A 24879-nucleotide genomic window follows, 5' to 3' on the forward strand; every position below is an offset into this window, starting at 1 on the left:
TATCGCTTGGTACTAAACGCCTACTGCTTTTTGCTTGCGCCGTTGTTGTCGTTCGAACCAGCTTTTTCGAACCTTGCGTTTCCAGAGGTACTGGATGACCAGGTAACTGCTGACCGCGCAGACCGTTGCGACCACAAACGATCCAAAATACAATGGCAGGCCGACTTCAAGGAGTTTGTCTGCAAGCCAGTTCCAACTCAGCTCAAATTCATAGCCGCTGATAGGCCGATTCAACAGTGTTGCGCCGACCACATAGTTGAAGTAGAAGATCGGGGGCATGGTCAGAGGATTGCTTATCCAGACCAGAGCAACGGAAATTGGGAGGTTGCAATTCGCCCAGACCGCCAGGAATGCAGCCAGTACCATTTGAAAGGGCATTGGAATAAAACTGCAGAAAATGCCAATCAAGAATGCTTTAGATACTGCGTGCCTGTTCAAGTGCCAAAGATTGGGTTCATGTAAGATGTCGCCCAAAAACTGAAGAGATTTGATGTTGCGGATTTTATCCGGAGTGGGCATGTGCTTTTTCAGGAATTGCTTTGGCATGTTCGCGACAGTCGGTTGGTTTACGTTTGCAGTTTGATGACAGGGATACGTGCTCGACTTAAATCTGTAAATGTTTCACGTTAAGCCGTTAGTGCAACTCATTATTAACGCAACGATAACCAGGGAAGGGGTCTATGCGTTTAGTTTTATCCGCCATGTCCGGTGGCGTAATAGTACTTTATTACAGCGCCTTTTCGCCACCCAATCCAGTGGTATTCGGTTTATTTTTTGTAGCCTGTCTGTTTTTTTTGCGAGATCGTACCCGAATAATGGCCGCAACACTCGTCGGGTTTAGTGTCGCGGCATTACATGTCAATCAGTTTTCAGATCAGATGATACCCGTTCAATATGAGCGGAAAACAGTCCTTGTAGAGGGGGAGGTATGTTCATTGCCTGAGCGTCGTGGGGCGATGATGCGTTTTGACTATTGCCTGTTTACTACCCCCTGGAGGGCAAAAGATGTTCGCGTTAGAGTCGTGCTCCATTCGGATGCGCTTATGGCCTATAACGATTCGGCGTCGATTTCTAACGGTTCTGGAGTGAGCGAAACCGAGCTGTCAGGATATTTAAGGACAAATGTCAGGCTCATCAGGCCCAGAGGGCTCGCGAATCCGGCAGGATTCTCGATGGAGCGTTGGTTGTATGCAAAAGGTTATCGCGCTCAGGGCGTGATTCAGTCCATCGATGACATTGGCTCTTGCCAAAGATTTTGGTCTTGCCAGCTAACCCATTACCGTCAGCAAATTCGTAACCGGTTGATGCCTCATTTGAGGGCGTCGACGATGGGACATTTTGTATTGGCGCTGACGTTGGGCGATCGAAGCGAGATTCCGTACCTAGATAAATCAATACTCAGGGATACGGGGTTAGGGCACTTAATCGCAATATCTGGAATGCATCTCTCCATGGTGGGTGGCTTTGTTTATTGGCTGCTTGCGCTGGTTTGGCGTCGAAGTTACTTTCTGCAGCGTTACCTTGGGGTGCTGCTGCCAGTTTCGGTGCTGCTGGTTTCCACTTGTTTTGCTCTGGTATCCGGTTTTGCTGTCTCGACACAGCGGGCTTTATTAATGGCCCTGGTGGTGATGCTCTGGTTTTATGGTTATCGTCCCAGGCCTTCAGTAATATTGCTGACGGCGGTCGCTATCCTGTTGCTGTCGACGCCTGCTTACATTTATGATCTTGGTTTTTGGTTGTCCTGTTATGCTGTTGCGGTACTGATGCTTATTTTCGCCCGCCGGCTTAGCACCTCTTCCTGGCTTTCGGCTCTCTTTGGTGCCCACTTTCTTGTGTTTTTTGGCTTGTTGCCGTTGTTAGTGTTGTTTGCACTTCCTGTCACGCCAATCAGTATTGTGGCCAATATATTTGCAGTGCCGCTGTTCACGTTGATATTACTCCCCCTGTCGTTTTTCATTGTTACAAGTTTGTTGATGGGCTTTGTAGCGCCCGCACAATGGGGGCTCCAGCTTTTCGATATGTTGTTGTTATTGTTGAGTGCGGGTTTGCACGGCTTGGTCAGTCTCTGCCCGCCGGTGGGCTTTATGGCAACATTGCAGGGGCAATGGCACGTGTTTTTGAGTTTTTTTATGGCGTGTTTCGTGATTCTATTGCCAGTCCCGGTTTTGTCGAGAGGGCTTTGTGTGGTGATTTGGGCTGGAATTCTGATCTTCGGTTCGGCGAAACCTAAGCAGGCATCATCCTTGGCCGTGTTGGATGTGGGTCAAGGTCTTGCAGTGGCGGTTCAGCATGGAAATCAGGGATGGCTGTACGATTTCGGGCGCGATTTTGCCGCAGGTCTGCCGGTGGCAAGTGCAATACTGATCCCGTATCTACAACGGTTGGGCCTGGAGTCAATCGATACCGCGGTGTTGAGTCATGGCGACAAGGATCATCAGGGTGGTTTAGCGATTTTGGCAAAAACAATGAGCATTCGAAACTTTTTTTACGGACATCGGTCAGAACCTCAAGCGTTCTCAAGCTACAATATAGACGATATTCGGCAGTGTCAGGCCCGTCAGAGCTTCCATTTCGACGAGCATTTTTCCTGGCAAGTGCTGTGGCCCGTCAAGTCTGCAAAAGCTAATACGGTCTCAGAGAGTAGTAATGCGCGTTCCTGTGTTATTAAACTTGATCTGAATGGTGTTTCATTTTTGTTGAGCGGTGATATAAGTGCTGCAGTAGAGCGTGAACTGGTTACATTGTATCGTGAACAACTGCGGACGGATGTCTTGATTGCAGCGCATCATGGCAGTAATAGCAGTAGCTCATGGGCATTTTTGAAATTCGTTAATCCCAGTGTTGCGGTATTCTCGAGTGGTTATTTGAATGCTTTCGGGCATCCTCATCCTGAAGTCGTGGCCAGAATGAAGGCCATGTCGATTGAAATGTATGATACTGCACAGGATGGTGCGATTATATTTCGGCCAAAATCAAGCCAGGTTGCCCAATCTCGACGAGAACAATTTGATGTCGTCCGTCACAGAGCGGTACAGAATCACTTCTGGTTGGAAGCTAAAGATTGAAAAGGTCGATCAGAGCGATCACAATGTTTGCCTTTGCCAATAATAACAAGCCCTCATTACCTCAATTGCACAATTTGGGTAATAAGCTACCGTTTTATGTAACAGATTGATGATTCAGGAGATCATGTAGTGGATGTGCTAGACCTGTTGAAACCCGGCGGTATGATTATGGTACCGATCCTGATTTGCTCCATACTGGCTACAGCAATAATCTTCGAGCGATTCTGGACACTCCGGGTCAGTAAAATAGCGCCGAAAAAAGCCTCAAACGAAGTTTGGCACTGGATAAAGAACAAGGAGCTGAACTCCAAAAAATTACGGGCGTTGAAAGAGTCGTCTCCTTTGGGGCAGATATTTGCAGTTGGTCTGGCGAACGCAAAGCATGGCCGCGAAGTGATGAAAGAAAGTATTGAGCAGGAAGCGACCCAGGTGGTTCATGATATGGAGCGTTTTCTGACTGCTCTGGGGACAGTTGCCGTTATCACGCCTTTGTTGGGTTTGTTAGGTACCGTTATTGGTATGATCAAGGTATTTGCCGCCATCCAGCTGGAAGGTACTGGAAATGCAGCGATACTGGCGGGCGGAATATCAGAGGCGTTACTGACTACCGCGGCCGGATTGACCGTAGCGATCCCAGCCCTGATTTTTCACCGTTATTTTTTGCGTCGCGTTGACGAGATTGTAATCAGTATGGAGCAGGAAGCGATCAAGCTGGTTGAAGTTGTGCACGGTGATCGGGAAATTGACTTGGGTGGAGAGTAGTTCGCGTGAAGTTTAAAAGGCAGGCGGGTGAAGAAGTCTCAGTCAATCTCACGCCCTTGATTGACGTTGTGTTTCTACTTTTGATTTTTTTCATGGTATCGACCACGTTTACCAAAGAGAGCCATCTCGAAATTGATTTACCGGAAGCGAGTGGTGAAGCTGCGCCTTCGGAGAAAAAGGTTGTCGAGGTGGTGATCAATCATAAAGGGGAATACAGTGTTAATGAGCGGCCGTTGATCAACAGCCAGGCGGATACACTCACAAAGGCAATAATCAAAATATCTGAAAATAATTCTGCTTTGCCATTTATCATAACAGCTGATGCCAAGACGCCCCATGAGTTTGTTGTCAGAGCAATGGATGTCGCGGGTAAGCTCGGGTTTTCGCAGTTGAGTATTACTACCCAGAAAACGAATGAGAAATAGTTGTGGTCGGGCTCGGGCCGGCTTGACCCTGATTGTTGTGATCCCGATTGATATCGAGCCCTGCTGTATTGGCTATCAATCGGATGTCTGGTTATAATCCCCGCCCTGCGGGAGATCCCGTTTACTCAGTTATTTCAGGCTAAACGGGGGAGGTTGCATCAATTCCGATAGTTGGTTCCGGCCGGATTACCTCCTGTTTCTAGCCGGAATCTGTCATTTTGCGGATCGATCTGGTAAATTCACGCCGATTTGAAAAGATCTCCGATTATTTTCTGAGCCAACCCAAATAGTCAGGAATGTATAAATGGCAGTAGCCCCATCCCAGGAACACAAGCCCACTGTGGACGAAAAATCGCCTCAGAGTTCCCAAATTCCTTCGAACACAACCTCTGAACAGGGTTCAGAAACGGATCGATCTCTCGATGAGACCATGTCTAACTGGAAGGTCTATTCCCGATTATTGGGATACGTAAAGCCGTTCTGGTTCGCTTTTGCGCTGAGCATTCTTGGTAACGCGGTTTATGCAGGAGCAAGTGTGCTCATGGCTCATTCCGTGGAATATCTCGAGGAAGCCATTCGTATCCCCAGTGACAGTAATCGCATATTCGTATGTCTGATGATTGTTGGTGTCTTTGCACTTAGAGGAATAGGTTCGTTCGCCGGAGGGTATTATATTGCTTATGTAGGGCGAAATATTGTTCATCGCATCCGCACAACGATATTCAACCATTTTGTTCAATTGCCCTGTAATTTCTTCGATAACCATTCTTCAGGACACCTGGTCTCCAAAATTACCTTTAATGTTGAACAGGTAACCGGAGCGGCGTCAAATGCAATCACGATTACGGTTCGAGAAGGGCTCACCGTGATCGGTCTGCTCGGTTATATGATTTATCAAAACTGGAAACTCACTGCTATTTTCTTCCTTATCGGGCCATTCATCGGCTTGATTATCAGTCTCGTCAGTAAACGTTTCCGTAAGCTAAGCCAGCGAATCCAAAATTCCATGGGGGATGTTACCCACGTCGCATCAGAAGCGATCAATGGTTATAAAGAGGTACGGATTTTTGGCGGAGAGCATTATGAGCGTGAGCGCTTTGAAGGGGCGAGCAGCTACAACCTGAAGCAGAGCCTGAAAATGGAAATGACCAAGGCGGTCAGTACGCCGGTGGTTCAGATTTTAATTGCTTGTGCGATTGCCACTTTGCTTTGGGTTGCGCTCTCGCCAGAGGTTCACGGTGGAATGAGTGTTGGGGAGCTGATAGCGTATTTTACTGCGGCATCAACTATCGCCAAACCAATCCGGCAGTTAACTCAGGTAAATGCGATCATTCAAAGTGGCTTAGCTGCTGCGAAAGATTTGTTTTCACAGTTAGATATCGCAGCAGAACGCAATACTGGAACCGTTACGGCGACGGCCATTCAGGGTAATATCGAATTCAAGGATCTTGAATTCCGCTATTCTGAGCGTGGCAAGGCTGTGCTCAATAAACTCAATTTTAAAATTGAAGCCGGTCAGACCGTCGCTTTAGTGGGGCGATCCGGTAGTGGTAAATCGACGTTGGCAAGTCTGCTGCCTCGATTTTATGAAGCAACGGGTGGTGAGATATTGATTGATGGTGTCAGAGTCCAGGATTACGAACTCTCCTCCTTGCGCAGTCAAATTGCCCTGGTAACCCAGAATGTCACCCTGTTTAACGACTCCATTGCCCGCAATATTGCCTATGGGAGACTTGATGATCGTTCTGAGCAGGAAATTAAAGAGGCGGCAGAAAAAGCCTATGCCCTTGAATTTATCAGGCAGTATGACCATGGATTGAATACGGAAATCGGTGACAATGGTGTATTGCTTTCCGGAGGGCAGAGACAACGTTTGGCGATTGCCCGTGCGTTCTTGAAGGATGCACCTATTTTGATTATGGATGAGGCAACCTCTGCGCTCGATAACGAGGCTGAAAAAGAAATTCAAAAAGTGATGGAGACGGTGATGCAAGGGCGTACAACACTGGTTATTGCCCATAGGCTCTCCACGATTGAATCTGCGGATGTAATTTTGGTTATGGAAGAAGGGCAGATCATCGAAGCAGGTTCCCATCGAGACTTGTTAGAGCAAGGGGGCGCATACTATCGACTGCACCAGACGCAGTTCTGTGAGGGCTAGTATCCGTGCGTAAGCGTCTGGAACGGTGGGTGACCGGACTATGGTACCGGCGGCCGGCGAACGGGTTGGTTGTCCGATATTTGCCTTTGTATTTGTTGTCGTTATTGTATAGTGCGATCGTCAGAACTCGCCGTCAGCTTTATCTTGCGGGTATCAAGCGATCCTGGCATCCCACTGGCACGGTCATCGTAGTTGGAAATATCACCGCGGGGGGAACCGGCAAAACCCCCTTAACGATAGCCATTCTGACCTATTTGCAGTCTAAAGGTTATCGTTGTGGTGTGGTAAGCCGAGGCTATGGCGGTAGTAGCCACGATAGTCCGTTAACCGTAGACTCCAGCATTGATGTCGAGATGTGCGGTGATGAGCCCAAGATGATTGCTGAGCGGCTTCAGATCCCTGTTGTGGTTGATCGAGATCGGGTACGCGGTGCAAATTATTTACAGTCTCAATTTGAGCTGGATGTGATCGTTTGTGATGATGGTTTGCAGCATTATCGATTGCAGCGAGATATCGAGATTGTGGTGTTTGATGGTCAGCGAATGATTGGAAACGGCCACAGTATCCCTTTAGGACCACTGCGTGAATCTGCTCGACGATTGAAACATACTGGCATTGTCGTGGTTAATGGCCCTGAAGCAGAAAGTGGTGATGTTTTGGGTACCCGTGGTGTACTGGATGGCTATAGAGCCAATTCACAACCACCCTGGTTTGCAATGGGGTTGAAACCTGCCGACCTGATCCAGGTCGGCGGCACCGAAGCGGTTGATGTTAACAGTCTTAAGGGGCGAGAGGTGGTGGCCATTGCCGGTATCGGAAATCCAAAGCGTTTTTTTGAAACCTTGCGGACATTAGGGTTCAACGTGGTCGAAAAAACATACCCGGATCATTACCGGTATCGAACCGCGGATTTCGCGGAGTTTCACGATCAAATAGTTGTCATGACTGAGAAAGACGCGATAAAGTGTCGAGGTTTGGGGTTGCGGAATGCGTGGTACTTGCCTGTAGAGGCAGAATTGCCGGGCGATTTTTTTCGTGAAATCGACCGGATTATGGCACGGAATCAGTAAATTTATATTTTAGTACGTATAGGACTATCCGATGGATAAGAAACTGCTCTCGATCTTGGCTTGCCCTTTGTGTAAAGGTGAATTGAAATACAATGAGGAAAAACAGGAACTGATTTGCCGAGCGGATGGCATGGCATTCCCGGTGAGAGAAGGGATTCCGGTTATGTTGGAGAACGAAGCCCGAACCCTGACCCATGATGAACGTCTTGCCAAGTAAATGCTTTAAGATACCCTGCTGCTCTATCCTGTGTATTTGCTAACGATCCGTGTTTTTCTTCTAGTTTAGGTGAATTAATGTCTTTTTCTGTAGTTATCCCAGCGCGCTATGCTTCTTCGAGGTTGCCCGGCAAACCATTGCTGAAAATTGCTGGCAAGCCCATGATCCAGCATGTTTACGAAAAGGCTTGTGAAAGTGAAGCGACTGACGTGATCATCGCTACGGATGATGCTCGCATCGAGGAGGCTGCACAACGTTTTGGCGCAAAGACGGTAATGACCTCAACCGAACACCCTTCAGGAACCGACCGTTTGGAAGAAGTTGTCCGTAAGCTCGGTTACTATGCGGACGATATTGTCGTCAACGTGCAAGGGGATGAGCCTTTAATACCGCCGCGCATTATTAACCAGGTGGCTCATAACCTTGCGGCAGAGCCGCTGGCTTCGATTTCGACCTTATGTGAACCAATTGCAGATGTGCAGTCTCTGATCAACTCGAACGTGGTCAAGGTGGTATTTGATACGCAACGCTTTGCACTTTATTTCAGTCGTGCCCCGATTCCCTGGCCGCGGAACGCATTTGCCGGGTTAAATCAGCTGAATGAGGCCAAGTGGCCTGAGGGAACGGAGTACTTTCGCCACATCGGAATCTACGGTTATCGTGTTAAGTTTTTGAAATCTTTCGTTCAATGGGCGCCCAGTCCTCTCGAGCAGGCTGAATGCCTGGAACAGTTACGTGCGCTTGATAACGGGGAGCGAATTCATGTTGATGTTGCTGATGAGCGACCACCTGCTGGCGTTGATACCGAAGAAGATTTCAATCGAGTCAAGGCCCTGCTGGAGGCCTGACAGGATTTGTTCTTTTTTAGCATCGTAAATGCTTTTACTGGAGTCATTGATGGTTAAAGTGCTATTCGTGTGTTTGGGTAATATTTGTCGATCCCCCACTGCCCATGGTGTGTTTCGCAGTGTTGTCGAACGGGAAGGGCTCGCTGCGCAAATCGAGATAGAGTCTGCGGGTACCGGGCCCTGGCATGTGGGTAAAACCCCCGACAGTCGTGCTATTGAGACCGCAAAGAAACGGGGTATTGATATGGCGGACTTGCGAGCCAGACAGGTCGCCGACGATGATTTCGAATATTTCGATTACATTTTCGCTATGGATCAAAGCAATTACGAAAACTTGATTGAACGCTGTCCTGCTGAGTTTCAGAATAAGGTCTCTTTGTTTTTGTCCTTGTTGAATGATAACAGTATTGAAGAGGTCCCTGACCCCTACTATGGTGGGCGTGCCGGTTTTGAGTTAGTGTTCGATTTGGTGACAAATGCCAGTGAGGCGCTTTTGAAACAGCTGATTGACACCCGAGCTATCGCCTCGTCGTGATGCATGTGTTTTCTCGCGCATGGTTTACAAGCGGGTCAGGATGGTTATCCCGGTGCATATAGAGCAAAATAAATCCTTGCTGAAGCTCAATACGCTGGCTGTCGATGCATCTGCCCGCTATGTAATTGCGATCACTTCAGTCGAGGAGCTGGAGTCCGCATTGACTTTTGCCCGAACCAGGGGGCTGGAATGGTTTGTGATTGGCGCGGGAAGTAATCTAATCCTCGCCAGTGATTTTTCGGGCCTGATCATCCATAACCAGATCTCTGGACGTGAGATTTTATCGGATAACGGCGCTTCAGTCGTCTTGAAAGCCGGAGCCGGCGAAGTCTGGCATGATTGGGTTCGGTATACGCTTCGCCAAGGCTTGGCTGGATTGGAAAATCTCTCGCTAATACCGGGAACTGTTGGCGCCGCGCCGGTTCAGAATATTGGCGCATATGGCGAAGAGATCGCGAATTCTTTGCTCAGTGTGCAAGTTTATGATTGTGACCGTAGTGAAGTGCGCACGCTTTCTGCAGCAGAGTGTGAATTTGCATACCGTGACAGTCTATTCAAGCAGCAGGCTGGACGTTTCGTCATTTTGTCTGTCACTTTTAAGTTGTGTCGTTATGGCGCCCCAGGTGGCCACTACGACTTTAATTTAAGTTATCAGCCTCTTGCGGATCTTACGGCAAAAACACCACCTAACTCCCCTCAGGATGTGAGTGATATCGTCTGCGCAATCCGTCGTGAAAAGTTGCCAGATCCTCAGCAGATTCCTAATGTAGGTAGCTTCTTCAAGAACCCGGTGATCGACGTTTCGCACTTTGAGCGCTTGCATCATGAATATCCTTCGATGCCGCACTATCCCGCGCAGAAGGGCGTTAAAGTGGCTGCAGGCTGGTTAATCGATCAGCTTGGCTGGAAAGGTTATCGAAATGCGCTTGTAGGTATTCATGAGCAGCAGGCACTGGTGCTCATTAATCATGGCGGGGGACGTGGAGCTGATATCTTGGCGTTGGCCCAACAGGTTGCAGACTCCGTATTCAAGCAGTTCGAAATCCAATTGGAGATCGAACCTGTCGTTCTTGGTGGCTCATCTGTGCCTGGTCATTCATCTTCCCGGTTTGAGCCAGGAAGATGATGCGTCTACAAGCCAGGGTGTAGATTAGAGGCGCCCGTCAACAGCGTTCTTGTCCAGTACGTATTTTACATCGTAGAGTATTGAGTTCTTCTTGCCGAGTGATCGTATTTCTTCAGCACCCATTTCGATGAAATCTTTGTGGCTTACGGCCAGTATGATGGCATCGTACTTGTTACTCTCAAGCTGATCAGTTAATGATATGCCGTACTCATGCTTAACTTCATCCGGATCTGCCCAAGGGTCATAGACGTCAATATTGGCGTGGTAGGTTTCCAGTTCCGCTATGACATCAACAACGCGGGTGTTGCGAATGTCCGGACAGTTTTCCTTGAACGTTAAGCCCATAATCAAAATATTGGAGTCCACCACGTGTATGCGTTTACGCATCATGAGTTTGATGACACTTTCCGCCACGTAGGGCCCCATACCGTCATTAATACGACGCCCGGATAGAATGACCTCAGGGTGGTAGCCGACAGCCTGTGCTTTGTGGGTGAGGTAGTAGGGGTCTACACCAATACAATGTCCACCAACCAGGCCGGGACGGAAGGGCAGGAAGTTCCACTTTGTGCCTGCAGCTTCCAGTACTTCCAGAGTATCGATTCCGAGACGGTCGAAAATCAGGGAGAGTTCGTTCACCAATGCAATGTTAACATCCCTTTGGGTATTCTCGATGACCTTGGCGGCTTCTGCAACCTTGATGCTGCTTGCCTTGTGTGTGCCCGCAATAATTACTTTGCGATAGAGTTGGTCGACAAAATCTGCCACCTCCGGCGTAGAGCCTGATGTCACTTTGAGAATGTTGGTAACACGATGTTCCTTGTCGCCCGGATTGATTCGTTCAGGGCTGTATCCTGCGAAGAAATCGGTGTTGAAGGTCAGGCCCGATACCTGCTCCAAAACAGGTATGCAGACTTCTTCGGTCGCCCCGGGATAAACCGTTGATTCGTAGATTACGATGTCATTCTTGTTTAGTACTTGACCGATTGCCTTGCTGGCCGAGATTAGCGGTGTCAGATCGGGTGTCTTAAACTCGTCAATCGGGGTGGGAACGGTGACAATGTAGATATTGCAGTCTCGAGTGTCCTGCAGGTTATCGGTATATTTCAGGTTTGTCGCTTGAGCAAGAAGCTCTTCTTCAACTTCAAGCGTACTGTCCTTCCCATTCACCAACTCTTTAATTCGTGCTGAGTTGATATCAAATCCAATGGTGTGGATCTGCTTCCCGAATTCAACGGCAAGAGGTAAACCGACGTAACCCAAACCAACTATACAGATCTTACTATCATCAACGTTCAACATTTCTGTTCCTTGAAAACACCAAGTGAATTTTATAAGGGCTATTATAGGAGTAGGGCGTTAAAATGGAAGTGCTTATAATCTTCTTTATGAAAGCGGCTTTTGAACTGTGAAATAATGTAACCGATTGTTAAAATTTCCTCTAAATAACACAATCGGCAATAATTATTCTTACAATACCCCCTTTATCTTAAAACGTTGACCAATACAAAGGATATTCTGTGGCACACGTACGGATTTTCAAGCATTACATTCACTTTCCCTTCATTATTCTGGGGCTTCTGGAATCCCTGGCATTTATTCTGGCCATCTTTATAGCGGTACCGACCCGGTTGGCGATTGGTGATATCGAATATGAGTATCACTACTTTGAGATTTTGCCTTCGGCTATCGCCTATGCCTACACAATTCTGATTTGTATGAACGCGATGGGCGTTTACCAGGCAAAATCCAAAGAGGGGAAAACCGGAATGTTTGTCAGAACCATTGTGGCATTCACAATTGGTTCGCTCATTTTTCCGATTTTCTATTACTTGGCCAGTGACATCTTTGGCGTGATCTGGCGCAGCGTACTCTTGATTGCGACGGTTTATGCGCTTGTGTTGGTGTTTGTCGTGCGTGGTTTGTTCTACGGCATGGTTGATGAAAATGCATTTAAGAAAAATGTACTGGTTTTAGGGGCAGGGCACCGTGCCAAGCGGGTTCTTGAGGATTTACGTAATCCGGAAGACTGGAAAGGGTTTAATTTGTTAGGCTTTTTTCCTTACGCAGATGAAGAGATACAAGTGCCTAACTATCAGATTGTTCAGTCCTATAGTGGTCTCAAGGATTATGCACTGACACATGGTGTCGACGAAATTATTATCGCACTGGATGACAGACGTCGAAAATTGCCGGTTGAAGAGCTTATGGCTTGCAAGATGGAAGGGATCCAAATACTGCAGGAATACGTGTTTACCGAGCGTGAGACCCGCAAGGTATCGCTTGAGGTTATTTCACCGGGCTGGTTTATCTTTTCCGAAGGATTCAACCGTAGTTCTACGTGGGCATTGATCAAGAGATTCACCGATATTCTGGCCAGTGTCAGTTTATTATTGTTGGCGTGGCCGCTGATGTTGGTTACGGCGATCTTGATCAAACTGGAAGAGGGATGGCGAGCGCCTTTGTTTTACAAGCAGGTGCGTGTAGGGCTAAACGGTAACCCATTTGAGGTGATCAAGTTCAGAAGTATGCGAGTGGATGCAGAAAAGGCAGGCCAAGCCATATGGGCAACCAAGAATGATTCACGTGTAACCCGGGTGGGCGCAGTCATTCGAAAATATCGGATTGATGAATTGCCACAGCTGTTTAATGTCTTGAAGGGCGAGATGGCCTTTGTTGGACCGCGTCCGGAACGACCTGTATTTGTGGAAAAGCTTGCTGAAACAATACCGTTTTACAACGAGCGTCACCGTGTGAAACCGGGCTTGACCGGATGGGCGCAACTTTGCTTTGCGTATGCAGACAGCGAGGAAGATAGTCGGGAAAAATTGCGTTACGATTTATATTACCTGAAAAACAACAGTTTATTGTTAGATATTCTCATTATCCTGCAAACCGTTGAGGTCGTAATATTCAAGAAAGGAGCGCATTAACTCATTTGATACGTTTTTAGTGCCGGTGAGCGCCGTCAACTGCTTATTTAGCATGCTATGACGGCGCTTTGTGATCTAGAGCGTTTCGGTTGGATTGGTTCGCATTGCGGTATGGTTTTGAACGGTTGACTATTGTTGCTTTGCGTTCATTACGTCCACAACATCTATTTCTTTGCGAGTTCCCGAAGTGCTCTGCGTTTACTGATAAGTGTGTCTATAAATTTCGTGTAGGCAATTTTTTGTTCGAGTGCGCTTTCCAGTATTTCATTCAGATCCTGAATCAGACCCTCCAGCTCTTTACCCTGAATGCTTCCTGAACCTGCTCCGGTGGCAGCGGCTCGTGCTGGCCTGCTGGTTTCCTGCTGAAATTCCGCCTCGAGCTCTTTGCCGATTGATTCAATGACTTTGCTGTCAATCAGTTCTTTTCCCTCAAGGAACGCCATCAGCAGGGTTCGATCCATAAAGATGTTGATGCGTCTGGGTATGCCTTGTGTGAATTGGTGGAGTTTCGCCAGTGCCTGTTCTGTGAATGCGGGTTTGTCAGTCCACCCTACATGCAGTAGTCGATGCATGACGTATTGCTTGGTTTCTGCATCGGTGAGCGCGCGCAGGTGAAATGAGGCGATCACGCGTTGCTGGAATTGAAGCATGCTAGGGTGTTGCAAATGATCCCGAAGTTCTTCCTGACCCAGCAGAAACGTTTGCAGTAGAGGCTTGCTGTTTACTTGATAGTTGGACAGTAGACGCAGCTCTTCCAGTGATTCATGGGAGAGGTTTTGTGCTTCATCGATGATTAGCAGTGCCCGCTGGCGGTTTCTGGATATTGTAAACAGGTAATTCTCGATTGCCTTAATCACCTGGGCTTTGCTGTCACCGTCGGTTTGCACACCGAACGCGTTGGCAATGTGTTCCAGCAATTCTCTTGGGCTCAGATTGGATACTGATACTTGAGAGGCAACGATATGCTTGTTGTCCAGGCTATTCAGCAAGTTGCTGGCCAGTGTCGATTTTCCGGTTCCTATGGGGCCCGTGATAACAATAAAGCCCTCGCCCTGGTGGAGCCCGTACTGAAGATAATACAGTGCTTTTTTATGACAGGAGCTGGCGTAGAAGAACTGAGGATCTGGCGTCAGCTGAAACGGTTTGGCGGTGAAGCCGAAATGGGATTCGTACATCGTAAAATAACCTGATTAGAGAGTCTTTTTAAAACCGTGCAAGTGCTGAAAGTGCAAGATGGTTTTCAATATAGTCGTCATCTGCGAGATCAGAGTGTCGTTGGCTATGACTGTATATAAGTGACGCGGAAATTTTCTGGGTGAATTGCCGCGTGAGTCTTGCGCGGTAAAGGTATTCATTCGCTTGAACCTTCGTGCTTGTATCTTGATTGGACTCGACTTTTCTCAAATCTGCTATGAAATTCAAGTTGGTCTTGCCGGAAAACTTCCAGACCCAACTGATATTTGCGCCCAGTTCTTTATCGTAATCTTTGCTGGCAAAATCATCATCGGTGAGACGCTTGGTTCTGACCCAGAAAAGGTTTCCGGTGAAGGTTGATTTCCCTTTGGAATAGTTGCTGGTCAGTCCAAGTCGTCGGGAAAGGACTTGATCTTCGCCAATCGCTGAAACAGGGACTTCAACGGTGATTAACTGCTGCCCGGGTTCTAGTGGGGTTTCGGCCGAGGCAAGGACACAATCGGCGAGACTGAAGTCGTTGCCCTCAGGGCATAGTAGTGCCCCCGTTTGGCGCTGGAAAATAAGTTGGGACAGGTTGGTCACTTCATCCAGGTATTGGATTGAATTCCGAAAATAGCGTGCTCGATGGGTCACATTAAGTTGATAGGATTCACCAAAGAATCGTTCGGTCAAATTTGCGGCAACGCTGGTGCGTGCACTTGGATTCCAGCCAAGCCCTGCACTGATGAAATCATTACCATCGCCTTTTTCAAACTTGTTGTACGCAAGTGATACGTGACTTCGGCTGAAGTCATACCGTGTTCCCACGCCCCAGGTCGTGGCGAGAATCTCATTTTCATCATCACCCAGAGCAACTGATTCCTCGTATTGTCCTTGAGCAAAAACAGAAAAGTTTTGCGTGACAACAAAGCTCAGACGGCCGTTGGTATTGTTATATTCGTTGTCTTCACTATCCGTTGCATATCCTGTAGAAAATTCCCAATCAAACATCTGCACGCGTTTACCTTCCTGAAAAACAAGGTCGGCTGAGTAAGTGCTCAGATTAACTGAATCGTTGTCGGATTTGGTCTTTCTTACTTCAAAACCCAGATCGAACTCTGTCCAAGCGCGCTGACCGGTACTGTAGTCAAAGCCGCCTGCCGCAGTTCGGGTCTCCACCCGCTCTGCACCGGACTTGCCATCATTATTTGAACTCTGGAGAAGTGACGCACGAGAATTGTTGATATTGGATTCCAGGTAGGTTCTAAGGGTGCGATCCATTGCATAGTGGTTCAGGCGTGCGTCAAGTGTATTTTCACTGCGACTGTCAACCTCTGAAGCAGTAAAGTCAATATACCGGTAACTGTAGGAAAGCCGGTAGTCACTGCTCGGACGGGTGTCCGCTATTGTGATGGTAGGTGTGATTTCGGTGATGAACGAATCTTCCTCGTCGTTCTCCGATAAATTAACGTTGTCAGTGTATTCTTCACTGAATCCCAGAGAGGGGGTGACCCGAGGTTTTCCATTCACGGTGGCGACATGGCTAAGGATACCGAGTATAGATAACGCTGTAACTCCTTTCATCAAATTGTTAATTTCCATGGTTGTCCTTTACTGGAGGGTAAACAGTTTCAGCGGTCTGGAACGTTGGAAACTTCAAGTAGTTTCCAGTGCGTGTCCAACGCTACAGTCTGGAGTGCAGTTTCTGTAGCGCTCTGGTGCAATTAGCTTTCGGCATAATAATTGTAGCCATAGTAGTCTTGCCATGCTCGCTTGGACTTGTTTAAAAGAAAGCCGATCGCCAGATTTTCATCCAGCTGGCTGACTGCTTTTTCGACATCTGCCAGCTTGGTTTTCTCTTCTTCAACCACAACGACGGCCTGACCCACCAGGTTTGCCATAACATGGGTTTCGTTTACACCAAGAAGAGGGGGGGCATCAAAAATAACGACCCGGTCGCTGTATCGAGTGGCCAACTCGTTTGTTAATCGATTCATTTTTTCTGATGCCAGTAGTTCTGTAGACAGGTCGTGAGGTTTACCGGCCGGGATGAATTTGAAGTTATCGATATTAGTGCTGAAGATAATTTCGGAGACATCTTTTATTTTGCCGCTAAGGTAGTCTGTTAGGCCTACCTCAGGTTTTACGCCCAGTTCCCGGGCCACACTGGGTCGCACTACATCCGAATCAACCAGTAGTACTGTTTTATCTTGCTCCAGCGCCATATTCAATGCCAGATTGATGGATGAAAACGTTTTGCCTTCGTGGGGGTTGCAGCTTGATACGATTATGAGGTTTGGGTGATGGAGCGTTTTCGAAAGCGCCCCGAATGCATTGTTTAGCAATTTTCGTTTAATCGCTCGGAACTGTTCTTTAATTACTTTATTACTGCTTTGTTTATGCACATAACCTCTGGACTCCAGGTAGTGCAAATCAATTTCAACGTACTGAGAGCCGGAATTATTATCGTCAGCTGTGTCGGAAGGTGCTGACTGAGCACGTTCTTCTATCGCTGAATTTGATTGATGCTGCTCGGAGGTTTGTTTGTTGCTGGTCTCTTTTGCTGCTGGTGCCGATGCTGCAGTGGTATCTGAATCAGATGGTGCTGGGCGTGTAGGCGCAGTAATCACGTCTTCACTGGTGCCATGGGGGGATTCAGTTGCCCCGCCTGTTGATGTTTTTGCCTGCGCAACAGATTCCGAGGCGTTTTCCTGGTTAAGGTTTTCTTCTCCGTCGGGTACGGATGTCGTGTTTTGGCTTTCCTCTGGAGATGAACTCTTGTCTTTTTCGGGGTCCTGCTTGCCTTGCAGTTGGGCCATTGCTTTTTCTATCGTACTCATAACTTAATCAATCCTCTGCGTATATCGGCAAGTATCAGGAAAAATATTTTATTTGAAGGAACAGCAGCACAGCGTATGTTGTGAGTGCTAATCCCAGTGCGCCAAAGAAGACGAGATTCATCCAATTTGTCGCTGCTGTGCGACCGGAAACGTTATCCAGCACAGATACGGTGCCAAACACCGGGTAATTGGTCAGCTTGGTCAATTGCGATCCTGACATAACAGTAGGATTGATCAGGCTGAACAGCAACGCTAACCCGGTACCCGCTGCGATCGAAAATACGGTAACGATCGACAGGAGTAGTTTGCGGTTGGGCCCTGTCGGATGAAGCGGAACACGAGGGGGTTCAATGATCTTGAACTGAATGTCATCTGCGGTGAGGTCGGCACTTTGAGAGAGCCTGGCCTGCTCGCGGCGGGACAGAAGCTCATTGTACTTTTGTTTGGTAATTTCATAGTCCCGATTTAGGCCGACCAGTTTTGACTCGATTTCCGGTATAAGATGAATCTTGTCTTCGATTTGGCGTACTTTTTCTTCGTAATCCCGGACTCTGACCTGGAGTGATGCTTTCTCGTTTTCGAGTCGGTTGACGTTTATTTTCATCTGCTGATAGACCGGGTTTTTATCCAGGGTTTCATCATGGGTATTTGCTGGCATGGCTTTCTGGATTTCCGCGACTTCAGCTGCGCGCTGTACTTCCAGGTCTTCAATTCGCTTGGTGAGCTCCATAACATTGGGGTGCCGCTCAGTATACTTCAGTGAGAGGTCGTCCAGTTGTTTTCGGAGTTGCTCAATTCGAGCATCAAACTGAGTCGAAATTTGAGTTTGCTGGGCTTTGGGTTGCACCAGCCCGAACGAGGGCTCTTCGCCTTCAAGTTGGCGCTGGGCTGAGGCCAGGCGGGAATTGACTTCTCTCAGTTGCAGCTGGGCTTCATCGAGTCGTGATTTGTGTTGCGATAGTGTCGAGTAGTAGGAGCTGACATTTGCACCAATGTTATTGGCATATTTTTGCTTGAACTCCGTTAATTTTTTCTCGCCGTTCAGCAAGCGGTTTTCATATTCCTTTATCTGTCGGTCGAGGAACTGTTCAGCTGTGTCGGCCTCGCTTCGTGTTTCGCCCAAAGTGTTTTCGATAAACACATCGAGCGCCGACTGGACGACATTTTTTGCCTCCTGGGGGGATTTGGAATCATACGAAAGCGTGAAAATGTTTTCCCTGTTAGCTGCGCCAATCTTCAGGTTCGATTTCAGTGTATCCAGAGCGGACTGGAATTCCGCATCGTTTTCAGTCATTACGTCCAGATCAGACAATCTTGCGATTTTTTCCAGATTGGGTCGGGTCATTAGCGTTTTGACGATTAACCGGATCTGGTAATCCGTATTGGGCTGAACGGTGAGGCCACGGAGTAACGGACGCAGGAGTGATTGCGTATCAACGTAAACTTGAGCTTTAGAGGCATATTGATCCGGCATTTTCCAGACCGCATACCAGCCCAGTGGGCAAATGGCCCAAATCGCCAGTACGATGAATATCCTTTTTAGCCAGATACCTTTCAAGTACACAAATATCTGGTCAATCACATCCTGCATAAAAACTAAACCTCATTATCATGGTGCCAAGGGCCGGGTAGATTGTGAAAAAATCGTTCCGAGCTGTTTCGGGTGTCGATCGCGCCAGCACGAAATGTTGCGTGAAAACGCGACGATATCAGTAATTTCGTGAGTGATTAGAACCATGCTTCCGGGATAATAATGATATCGCCAGGCAGCATGTCTACATTTGCAGTAATATCACCATCGTTGACCAAGTCATCTATGCGCAGCCCGTATTGCGTATATTGATTATCAACCACTCTAACCAGAGTAGCATTGTTTCCGGCTGCGAACTCAGTTAAACCGTTTACGTTAATCATGACGTCAAGCAAGGTCATGTTTCGGGCATAGGGAATGGCTCGGGGTTGGGACGCTTCGCCGATGATTCGAACCTGTTCACTGAAAGGGCCTACGAACTCCAGTACGCTTACCGAAACAATCGGGTCACGAATATAAACCGAAAGTGCCTTCTCGATGTGACGTGCCACCTCTGTGGGAGTCTTTCCTGAAACTGGAATGTCCTCTACCAGAGACGTTGTGATCATGCCATCCGGGCGAACTTCAAACGTGCCACTTATCTCCGGGTTCCCCCACACGAATACGTTAACTTCATCATAAGGGCCAATGAGGTATTTGTAGCTCTGTGGCGATTCTGTAGCCGATGCCTGTACGGTCGCTTCCGGCAGCATTGGCTTTGAGCTGCATCCGGTCAGCACGAGTAGAATCAGTGCAGATAAGTAAGTGCATGCTTTCCGAAGCCTTGGGAGTGTGTTTTGGGGCGAAATTTTCAGGAGATCTCGAGTATTAACGTGTTTGCCCATATCCTTGAACCTTGTTTTTGGCGTTTGAATTTGACTTATCTCTTTAATTATAAGTTGCATTTTGGTGTCGTACGATGACAAATTGCCAAAAAAGACTGTGTTTTTGTTAAAAAATGCAAATTACCGAATTATTTCACCAGATTACAAAGCTGGTAATTGACAATTTAGCGTCAGACAGCAGAATATCCCCTCAGGATTTACATCCCGGAGGCAATTTGAGTTCCCGCTTGGTGGGTTCTTGGCCTGTATTTGGGAATATTGACCGGATTACCGGCAAAGGACTCGTTTTTTTGATTTGGAATATCATTTTTTCGCAATACGTTCACGGTATCGTATTCGTCCAAGAGCGCTTCAAGCAGCGCTACTCTTTAGTCCCGTCTTATTCGAGCCTCAGTCCACCGGTCTGTGAGGAACCATAAGCGGTCTCTGCTGAATTAAGTTACACTGGTTGTTAGTGTCCAGGTTTGAAGTGGTCGTTTTTGATGCTTTCAGATTTCGAGGCACACAGATTTTAGAGTTCATGCGTTTTTAGAGTACGTAGATTGTTAAAGCACAAATGTATTTTAAAGTATAAATGTTTTTAAAGTACGCAGGTTAAAGGAAACCCTCCCGGAATTATTTGGAACAGTGATGAAAAGCCAACAGTTTAAGGTCTTATGTATCGTCGGAGCCCGTCCGAACTTCATGAAAATTGCGCCTATTATTGAAGCGTTTTCAGAATATCCTGATGTTACAACCACGTTATTGCACACTGGCCAGCATTATGATCATGCGATGAAGTCGCTTTTGTTTGATCAATTGGGGTTGCCGGTGCCAGATATCGATCTGGAAGTTCGGGGTGGCACCCATGCAGAGCAAACTGCAAATATTATGTTGCGCTTCGAGCCGGTACTGGATGACTTGAAGCCAGATACCGTTTTGGTGGTTGGGGATGTCAATTCCACGATTGCTTGTGCCTTGGTTGCAGTGAAAAAGCATATACCTGTAATACATGTTGAGGCTGGCTTACGCAGCGGCGATATGGATATGCCGGAAGAGGTAAATCGGGTTCTGACCGATCAGATATCCAGTTTGCTTTATACCACTGAAAAGTTGGGTAATGAAAACCTCGGAAAAGAAGGTATTGCGGCAGAGAAAGTGCGCTTTGCTGGTAATGTGATGATCGATACGCTTTTGAAGAATCGGGCGATTGCACCTGAATTGACAACGGTGATCGATACTTATGGGCTGGAGGCGGTTCAACCTGCTTTAGATAGAGTTGACGGGCGTTATGTTTTCCTCACAATGCACCGTCCCTCCAATGTCGATGACCCGGCAATCTTGGAAGAGCTACTGTTAGCCATCGCGGACATTGCCCGGCAAACCCCTGTGATCTTTGCCGTTCATCCTCGAACCAAAGGCAATATCGAAAAGTTCAACCTTGGGCATCTGTTACAGAGTGATGGAATTTTCACAACAGAGCCAGTTGGTTATCTGGATTCAATCACGCTAATGGCTAATGCGTTATTAGTGCTCACCGACTCGGGTGGTATTCAAGAAGAAACCACCGCTTTGGGCGTTCCTTGTATAACGATGCGTCACAATACTGAACGCTGGATCACGGTAACCGAAGGCACCAATACAATTGTTGGGACTGACAGTGCAAAAATAAAGTCAGAGTATCAGGCGATCATTGATGGTAAGGGGAAGGCGGGTCGTCAACCCGAGTTATGGGATGGTCAGGCTGCCAAGCGTATTGCCGCCGATATCCGGGAATGGTTGGTATCGAATGCGGCCAGTTGATGTTGAAGTTTTATTCGGGATGATAGTGATAGTGATGAGGTCTGAGTCGAGATGTTGAGTAGCGCTCAAAATGCAATGTCTGTGGATGTTGAAGATTACTTTCAGGTGTCCGCTTTTGAGAATATCATTAGCCGGGACAGTTGGGATACGCTCCCGCTGCGTGTAGATTACTCCACAAACCGGCTTCTGGATCTGTTCGCTCGAAAACAGGTCAAAGCGACGTTTTTTACTTTGGGATGGGTTGCTGAGAGACGGCCTGATCTGGTGCGAAAAATTGTTGCCGAAGGGCATGAGATTGCCAGTCATGGTTATGGCCACGAGCGCGTTACGGAAATGTCCCGGGATGCGTTCCGTCAGGATGTGGATCGAGCAAAAAAGATTCTCGAAGATATTTCGGGTGAAGAGGTAATTGGATACCGTGCACCAAGCTTCTCTATCAATGATACCAATCGCTGGGTATTCGATGAGCTGGTTGCGCTGGGCTACCGCTATAGTTCCAGTACTTACCCGGTCAAGCATGACCTGTACGGAGTGCCTCACTGGCCTCGTTTCAAGTACAAACTCGACAATGGTTTGATTGAGATTCCGATGACAACCCTCAAAATCGGAGAGAAAACAATCCCGATCTCAGGGGGTGGTTTTTTCCGGCTATACCCATATTGGTTGACTCGATTCATGTTGAGTTTATTTCATCGCAGAGAATCTGCACCTGGCATATTTTATATGCATCCCTGGGAACTGGACGCGGAGCAGCCGCGACAAGCTAACCTACCGGCAAAAACCCGATTCAGGCATTACCTCAATATAAACAAGCATGAACGCCGCTTGGAGAAGCTTGTTTCTGACTTCAAGTGGGGCAGAATGGACGAAGTATTCAGCATTAGGGAGGCTGTCAATGCCTGAATTGAGTATCAGTACGATTACCGGAGCATCGGACCTGGAGTGTTGGGATGCCTACGTCGATGGTCATCCTGATAGTACGTTTTTCCACCGGGCAGGGTGGTATAAAGTGTTGCCCGCCGCGATGGGACATCGTCCATACTACCTTTGGGCTCATGACGAAGAAGGCTCGGTGAAAGGCATTATGCCGCTTTTTCAGGTGAAGAGTTTTTTGTTCGGCAATAATCTCGTGTCCATTCCGATGGGGGTTTATGGTGGAGCCATTGGCGACACTCCGGAAATACAATCCGAGTTGGAGCTCGCGGCTGCAAATCTTGCCCGGGAATTGGAAGTGGATAGTTTGGAGGTTCGTAACGTTTTACCATCCCAAACTGAGTGGCCGCGAAAGTCCATGCACTCAACTTTTATTAAAGAAATCGCTGACAACGATGCGGATAATCTGGCTTTGGTGAAATATAAGCAACGCGCGGTTGTTCGGAAAGCGTTGAAAATGGGGTTCACCACTGAATTTAAAGAAGAGTATGAGCTGGATGAATTTTTTTATGCTTACTCTACCAGTGTGCGCAATCTGGGAACACCTGTTTTTTCAAAGAGTTACTTCAGGGCATTGAAAATTGCTTTTGGCGATGATTGTGAAATTGTCAGTATCAAGAAAGATGGTGAGTTGCACTGTGCACTGGTCAGTTTTTATTTTAAAGATCATGTGCTTCCTTTTTACGGTGGCGGCCTGCCGGTATCAAGGAAGTCAAAGGCCATGGATTTCATGTACTTTGATCAAATGTGCCGAGCGGGTCGTCGAGGTATTCGTTACTATGACTTTGGCCGTAGTAAAAATGACTCCGGCCCCTATAACTACAAGCGTCACTGGGGGTTTGAGCCAACACCATTGAATTACGAATATTATCTGGTCAAATCAGAGCAGCTTCCGGATTTAAATCCGCAAAGCGCCAAGTATGCGATGATGATCGAGACCTGGAAAAAGTTACCGCTCTGGCTCAGTCAGGCGATGGGACCCGTTGTGTCGAAATATTTGGGTTAACGGGTTTTGAAACTGAACTGAGAATCTGAAATTTATGGCTGATACCGATTACGCTCACAACTACCCTATGGACAACCTGGCTACTGTTCGATTTCGCTATTTCCTGATTTGTTTGGGAGTCAGTATTGTCGCAGTATCTGCGGTTTACTTCCCGACTGCCGTGAGCTTAGTCGAAATTTGGGGGCGATCGGACACCTTTGCTCACTGCTATTTTGTATTGCCCGCAGTGGCCTATCTAGTCTGGAGCCACCGTAACCGCCTGACTGCGCCATTTGCTTCCTCACCCCTTTGGGCGCTCTGGTTGTTCCCCATAAGCGGGCTTTGGCTTGTAGCATCATTGGTTGATGTGATAGTGGTTCAGCAAATTTGTTTCGTTGCCATGATTATTGTCTGCTTGATGTCCCTGATGGGGCTGCGGGCATCGAATAATATTCTCTTCCCCATTTTTTTGTTGATGCTTGCAGTCCCTATAGGTGAGGAACTGGTGCCAACCATGATCCAGTTTACTGCCGATTTTACAGTGGGTACTTTGCGTTTCATGGGGTATCCGGTGTTTCGGGAAGGCAATCACTTCTCTTTGCCCACTGGAAATTGGTCGGTTGTCGAAGCTTGTAGTGGTGTGCGCTATCTCATCGCCTCTTTCGCGATTGGATTAGTCTATGCTTATCTGACATATCGGTCATTTTGGCGTCGAACGGGATTCATCGCGTTATCCATACTCGTGCCTGTTATTGCGAATGGTATTCGTGCCGTGATCATTGTTCTGCTGGGGCACTACAGTAATATGCAGATCGCAACCGGGGCGGATCATCTGATATATGGATGGATTTTCTTTGGTTTCGTGATGTTTTTGATGTTCTGGCTCGGTGGTTTCTGGAGTGAGACAGAATCAGCTCAAGCCGCACCGGATCAATCTTCATCTGACGAACCCGTGCAGTACCGCGCACCGTCACTGTTATTGGCGGGAGGTATTATTGTTGTCGGCTTGCTGAGTGGAAAGTTATGGATGGCCGATATTCAGGCCAATATCGGCAGTGAGAGCACATTGGCACAAATCGAAGTTGATACCAGCTGGCTGGATAGGCTCGAGCTCTGCGTCAGTTGTCGAGGTGGTTATAAACCACGGTACGAAGCTGCAGATCACCTCACCGATGTGAAAATAACGGAGGGTGAGGCACGAGACATTGCGGTATACAAAGCGACTTATTTCTGGGGGGGAGTCCATGGCGAACTTATCAATTCTCAGAATCTTCTCGTAGATAGTGAAGATGATAATGGGTCAATATTGCTGCGTGGCGAAACGGTCGCATTAGAGGAGGGTGTTAATCTTGCTCGCATGCTGATATCCGGGCGAGACCAGTATATTGTGTATTACTGGTCCACCATCGCGGGTAAGCCTTTCGATTCTGCGATAGAAGGTAAGCTTAATGAGGCGATTCACAAGTTGAGTGGCATGCCATTTACGAGTGAGTTTACAGCCGTTTCTGCAGCGTATGATATCGATCAGGAAAAAGTGGATGCCAAGCTTAGAAAATTTTTACGCAACAATGCCGATCAATTAGGTTTAGCGCTCGATAAGTAAAGTAGT

Annotated in this window: 21 protein-coding genes; 14 read left to right on the forward strand and 7 right to left on the reverse strand. The window is 47.6% G+C overall.

What is annotated here, in order from left to right:
• Positions 1 to 12: 12 nt before the first annotated feature.
• Positions 13 to 546 (reverse strand): DUF2062 domain-containing protein, encoded by a 534-nt coding sequence (locus OLMES_RS10190; RefSeq protein WP_087461171.1) that lies wholly within the window; start codon positions 544 to 546, stop codon positions 13 to 15.
• A gap of 134 nt (positions 547 to 680) precedes the next feature.
• On the opposite strand from OLMES_RS10190, the gene OLMES_RS10195 reads away from it, so the two are divergent.
• From OLMES_RS10195 to murB, 9 genes are all read left to right on the forward strand, one after another.
• Entirely contained in the window at positions 681 to 3065 is a 2385-nt protein-coding gene (locus OLMES_RS10195) for a DNA internalization-related competence protein ComEC/Rec2 (RefSeq protein ID WP_087461172.1), read from the forward strand.
• Between the two features lie 135 nt (positions 3066 to 3200).
• On the forward strand, positions 3201 to 3827 hold the full coding sequence (locus OLMES_RS10200; protein WP_087464425.1) for a MotA/TolQ/ExbB proton channel family protein: 627 nt from the start codon (positions 3201 to 3203) through the stop codon (positions 3825 to 3827).
• Positions 3828 to 3832: 5 nt separating this feature from the next.
• Positions 3833 to 4252 (forward strand): ExbD/TolR family protein, encoded by a 420-nt coding sequence (locus OLMES_RS10205; RefSeq protein WP_087461173.1) that lies wholly within the window; start codon positions 3833 to 3835, stop codon positions 4250 to 4252.
• A gap of 304 nt (positions 4253 to 4556) precedes the next feature.
• Positions 4557 to 6413: a lipid A export permease/ATP-binding protein MsbA gene (msbA, locus tag OLMES_RS10210; RefSeq protein ID WP_332454934.1), complete on the forward strand. Its 1857-nt coding sequence runs from the start codon at positions 4557 to 4559 to the stop codon at positions 6411 to 6413.
• A 5-nt stretch (positions 6414 to 6418) separates the two neighbouring features.
• On the forward strand, positions 6419 to 7483 hold the full coding sequence (lpxK, locus tag OLMES_RS10215; protein ID WP_087461174.1) for a tetraacyldisaccharide 4'-kinase: 1065 nt from the start codon (positions 6419 to 6421) through the stop codon (positions 7481 to 7483).
• Positions 7484 to 7514: 31 nt separating this feature from the next.
• On the forward strand, positions 7515 to 7700 hold the full coding sequence (locus tag OLMES_RS10220; protein WP_087461175.1) for a Trm112 family protein: 186 nt from the start codon (positions 7515 to 7517) through the stop codon (positions 7698 to 7700).
• A gap of 77 nt (positions 7701 to 7777) precedes the next feature.
• On the forward strand, positions 7778 to 8548 hold the full coding sequence (gene kdsB / locus OLMES_RS10225) for a 3-deoxy-manno-octulosonate cytidylyltransferase (protein ID WP_087461176.1): 771 nt from the start codon (positions 7778 to 7780) through the stop codon (positions 8546 to 8548).
• A 49-nt stretch (positions 8549 to 8597) separates the two neighbouring features.
• Positions 8598 to 9083, forward strand: a complete 486-nt coding sequence (locus OLMES_RS10230; protein ID WP_087464427.1) for a low molecular weight protein-tyrosine-phosphatase — start codon at positions 8598 to 8600, stop codon at positions 9081 to 9083.
• On the forward strand, positions 9055 to 10209 hold the full coding sequence (murB, locus tag OLMES_RS10235; RefSeq protein WP_198343290.1) for a UDP-N-acetylmuramate dehydrogenase: 1155 nt from the start codon (positions 9055 to 9057) through the stop codon (positions 10207 to 10209). Before OLMES_RS10230 ends, murB begins: the two co-directional genes overlap by 29 nt.
• A 24-nt stretch (positions 10210 to 10233) precedes the next feature.
• On the opposite strand, the gene tviB is transcribed toward murB, so the two are convergent.
• Positions 10234 to 11511 carry a Vi polysaccharide biosynthesis UDP-N-acetylglucosamine C-6 dehydrogenase TviB gene (gene tviB, locus OLMES_RS10240; RefSeq protein ID WP_087461178.1) on the reverse strand — a complete coding sequence of 426 codons (1278 nt, stop codon included), beginning with the start codon at positions 11509 to 11511 and terminating at the stop codon, positions 10234 to 10236.
• Positions 11512 to 11729: 218 nt separating this feature from the next.
• Here tviB and OLMES_RS10245 point away from each other — a divergent pair, with 218 nt between their 5' ends.
• Positions 11730 to 13142, forward strand: coding sequence for a TIGR03013 family XrtA/PEP-CTERM system glycosyltransferase (locus tag OLMES_RS10245; RefSeq protein ID WP_087461179.1), 1413 nt, complete (start codon positions 11730 to 11732; stop codon positions 13140 to 13142).
• Positions 13143 to 13306: 164 nt separating this feature from the next.
• Here OLMES_RS10245 and OLMES_RS10250 read toward each other — a convergent pair whose 3' ends face one another.
• The 5 genes from OLMES_RS10250 to OLMES_RS10270 form a co-directional block, all read right to left on the reverse strand.
• Positions 13307 to 14317, reverse strand: a complete 1011-nt coding sequence (locus OLMES_RS10250; protein ID WP_087461180.1) for an XrtA/PEP-CTERM system-associated ATPase — start codon at positions 14315 to 14317, stop codon at positions 13307 to 13309.
• 28 nt (positions 14318 to 14345) lie between these two features.
• Positions 14346 to 15899: a TIGR03016 family PEP-CTERM system-associated outer membrane protein gene (locus OLMES_RS10255; protein ID WP_198343291.1), complete on the reverse strand. Its 1554-nt coding sequence runs from the start codon at positions 15897 to 15899 to the stop codon at positions 14346 to 14348.
• Positions 15900 to 16039: 140 nt separating this feature from the next.
• Positions 16040 to 17155 carry an XrtA-associated tyrosine autokinase gene (locus OLMES_RS10260; RefSeq protein WP_198343292.1) on the reverse strand — a complete coding sequence of 372 codons (1116 nt, stop codon included), beginning with the start codon at positions 17153 to 17155 and terminating at the stop codon, positions 16040 to 16042.
• Between the two features lie 34 nt (positions 17156 to 17189).
• A complete protein-coding gene (locus tag OLMES_RS10265) occupies positions 17190 to 18746 on the reverse strand; it encodes an XrtA system polysaccharide chain length determinant (RefSeq protein ID WP_087461182.1) in 1557 nt (518 codons plus the stop codon).
• A 137-nt stretch (positions 18747 to 18883) separates the two neighbouring features.
• Positions 18884 to 19570: an XrtA/PEP-CTERM system exopolysaccharide export protein gene (locus tag OLMES_RS10270; RefSeq protein WP_087461183.1), complete on the reverse strand. Its 687-nt coding sequence runs from the start codon at positions 19568 to 19570 to the stop codon at positions 18884 to 18886.
• Between the two features lie 630 nt (positions 19571 to 20200).
• On the opposite strand from OLMES_RS10270, the gene wecB reads away from it, so the two are divergent.
• From wecB to xrtA, 4 genes are read left to right on the forward strand one after another with little or no spacing between them, the layout of a single operon-like run.
• Positions 20201 to 21352: a non-hydrolyzing UDP-N-acetylglucosamine 2-epimerase gene (wecB, locus tag OLMES_RS10280; protein ID WP_087461185.1), complete on the forward strand. Its 1152-nt coding sequence runs from the start codon at positions 20201 to 20203 to the stop codon at positions 21350 to 21352.
• Positions 21353 to 21403: 51 nt separating this feature from the next.
• Positions 21404 to 22255 (forward strand): XrtA system polysaccharide deacetylase, encoded by an 852-nt coding sequence (locus tag OLMES_RS10285; RefSeq protein ID WP_087461186.1) that lies wholly within the window; start codon positions 21404 to 21406, stop codon positions 22253 to 22255.
• The gene (locus tag OLMES_RS10290; protein ID WP_157678246.1) at positions 22248 to 23291 is read left to right on the forward strand and encodes a FemAB family XrtA/PEP-CTERM system-associated protein; all 1044 of its coding nucleotides are present in this window, start codon (positions 22248 to 22250) and stop codon (positions 23289 to 23291) included. The genes OLMES_RS10285 and OLMES_RS10290 overlap by 8 nt, the downstream gene beginning before the upstream one ends.
• A gap of 34 nt (positions 23292 to 23325) precedes the next feature.
• Positions 23326 to 24873, forward strand: a complete 1548-nt coding sequence (xrtA, locus tag OLMES_RS10295) for an exosortase A (RefSeq protein ID WP_087461188.1) — start codon at positions 23326 to 23328, stop codon at positions 24871 to 24873.
• Positions 24874 to 24879: the final 6 nt, after the last annotated feature.

Source organism: Oleiphilus messinensis (assembly GCF_002162375.1).
Taxonomy (GTDB): Bacteria; Pseudomonadota; Gammaproteobacteria; order Pseudomonadales; family Oleiphilaceae; genus Oleiphilus; species Oleiphilus messinensis.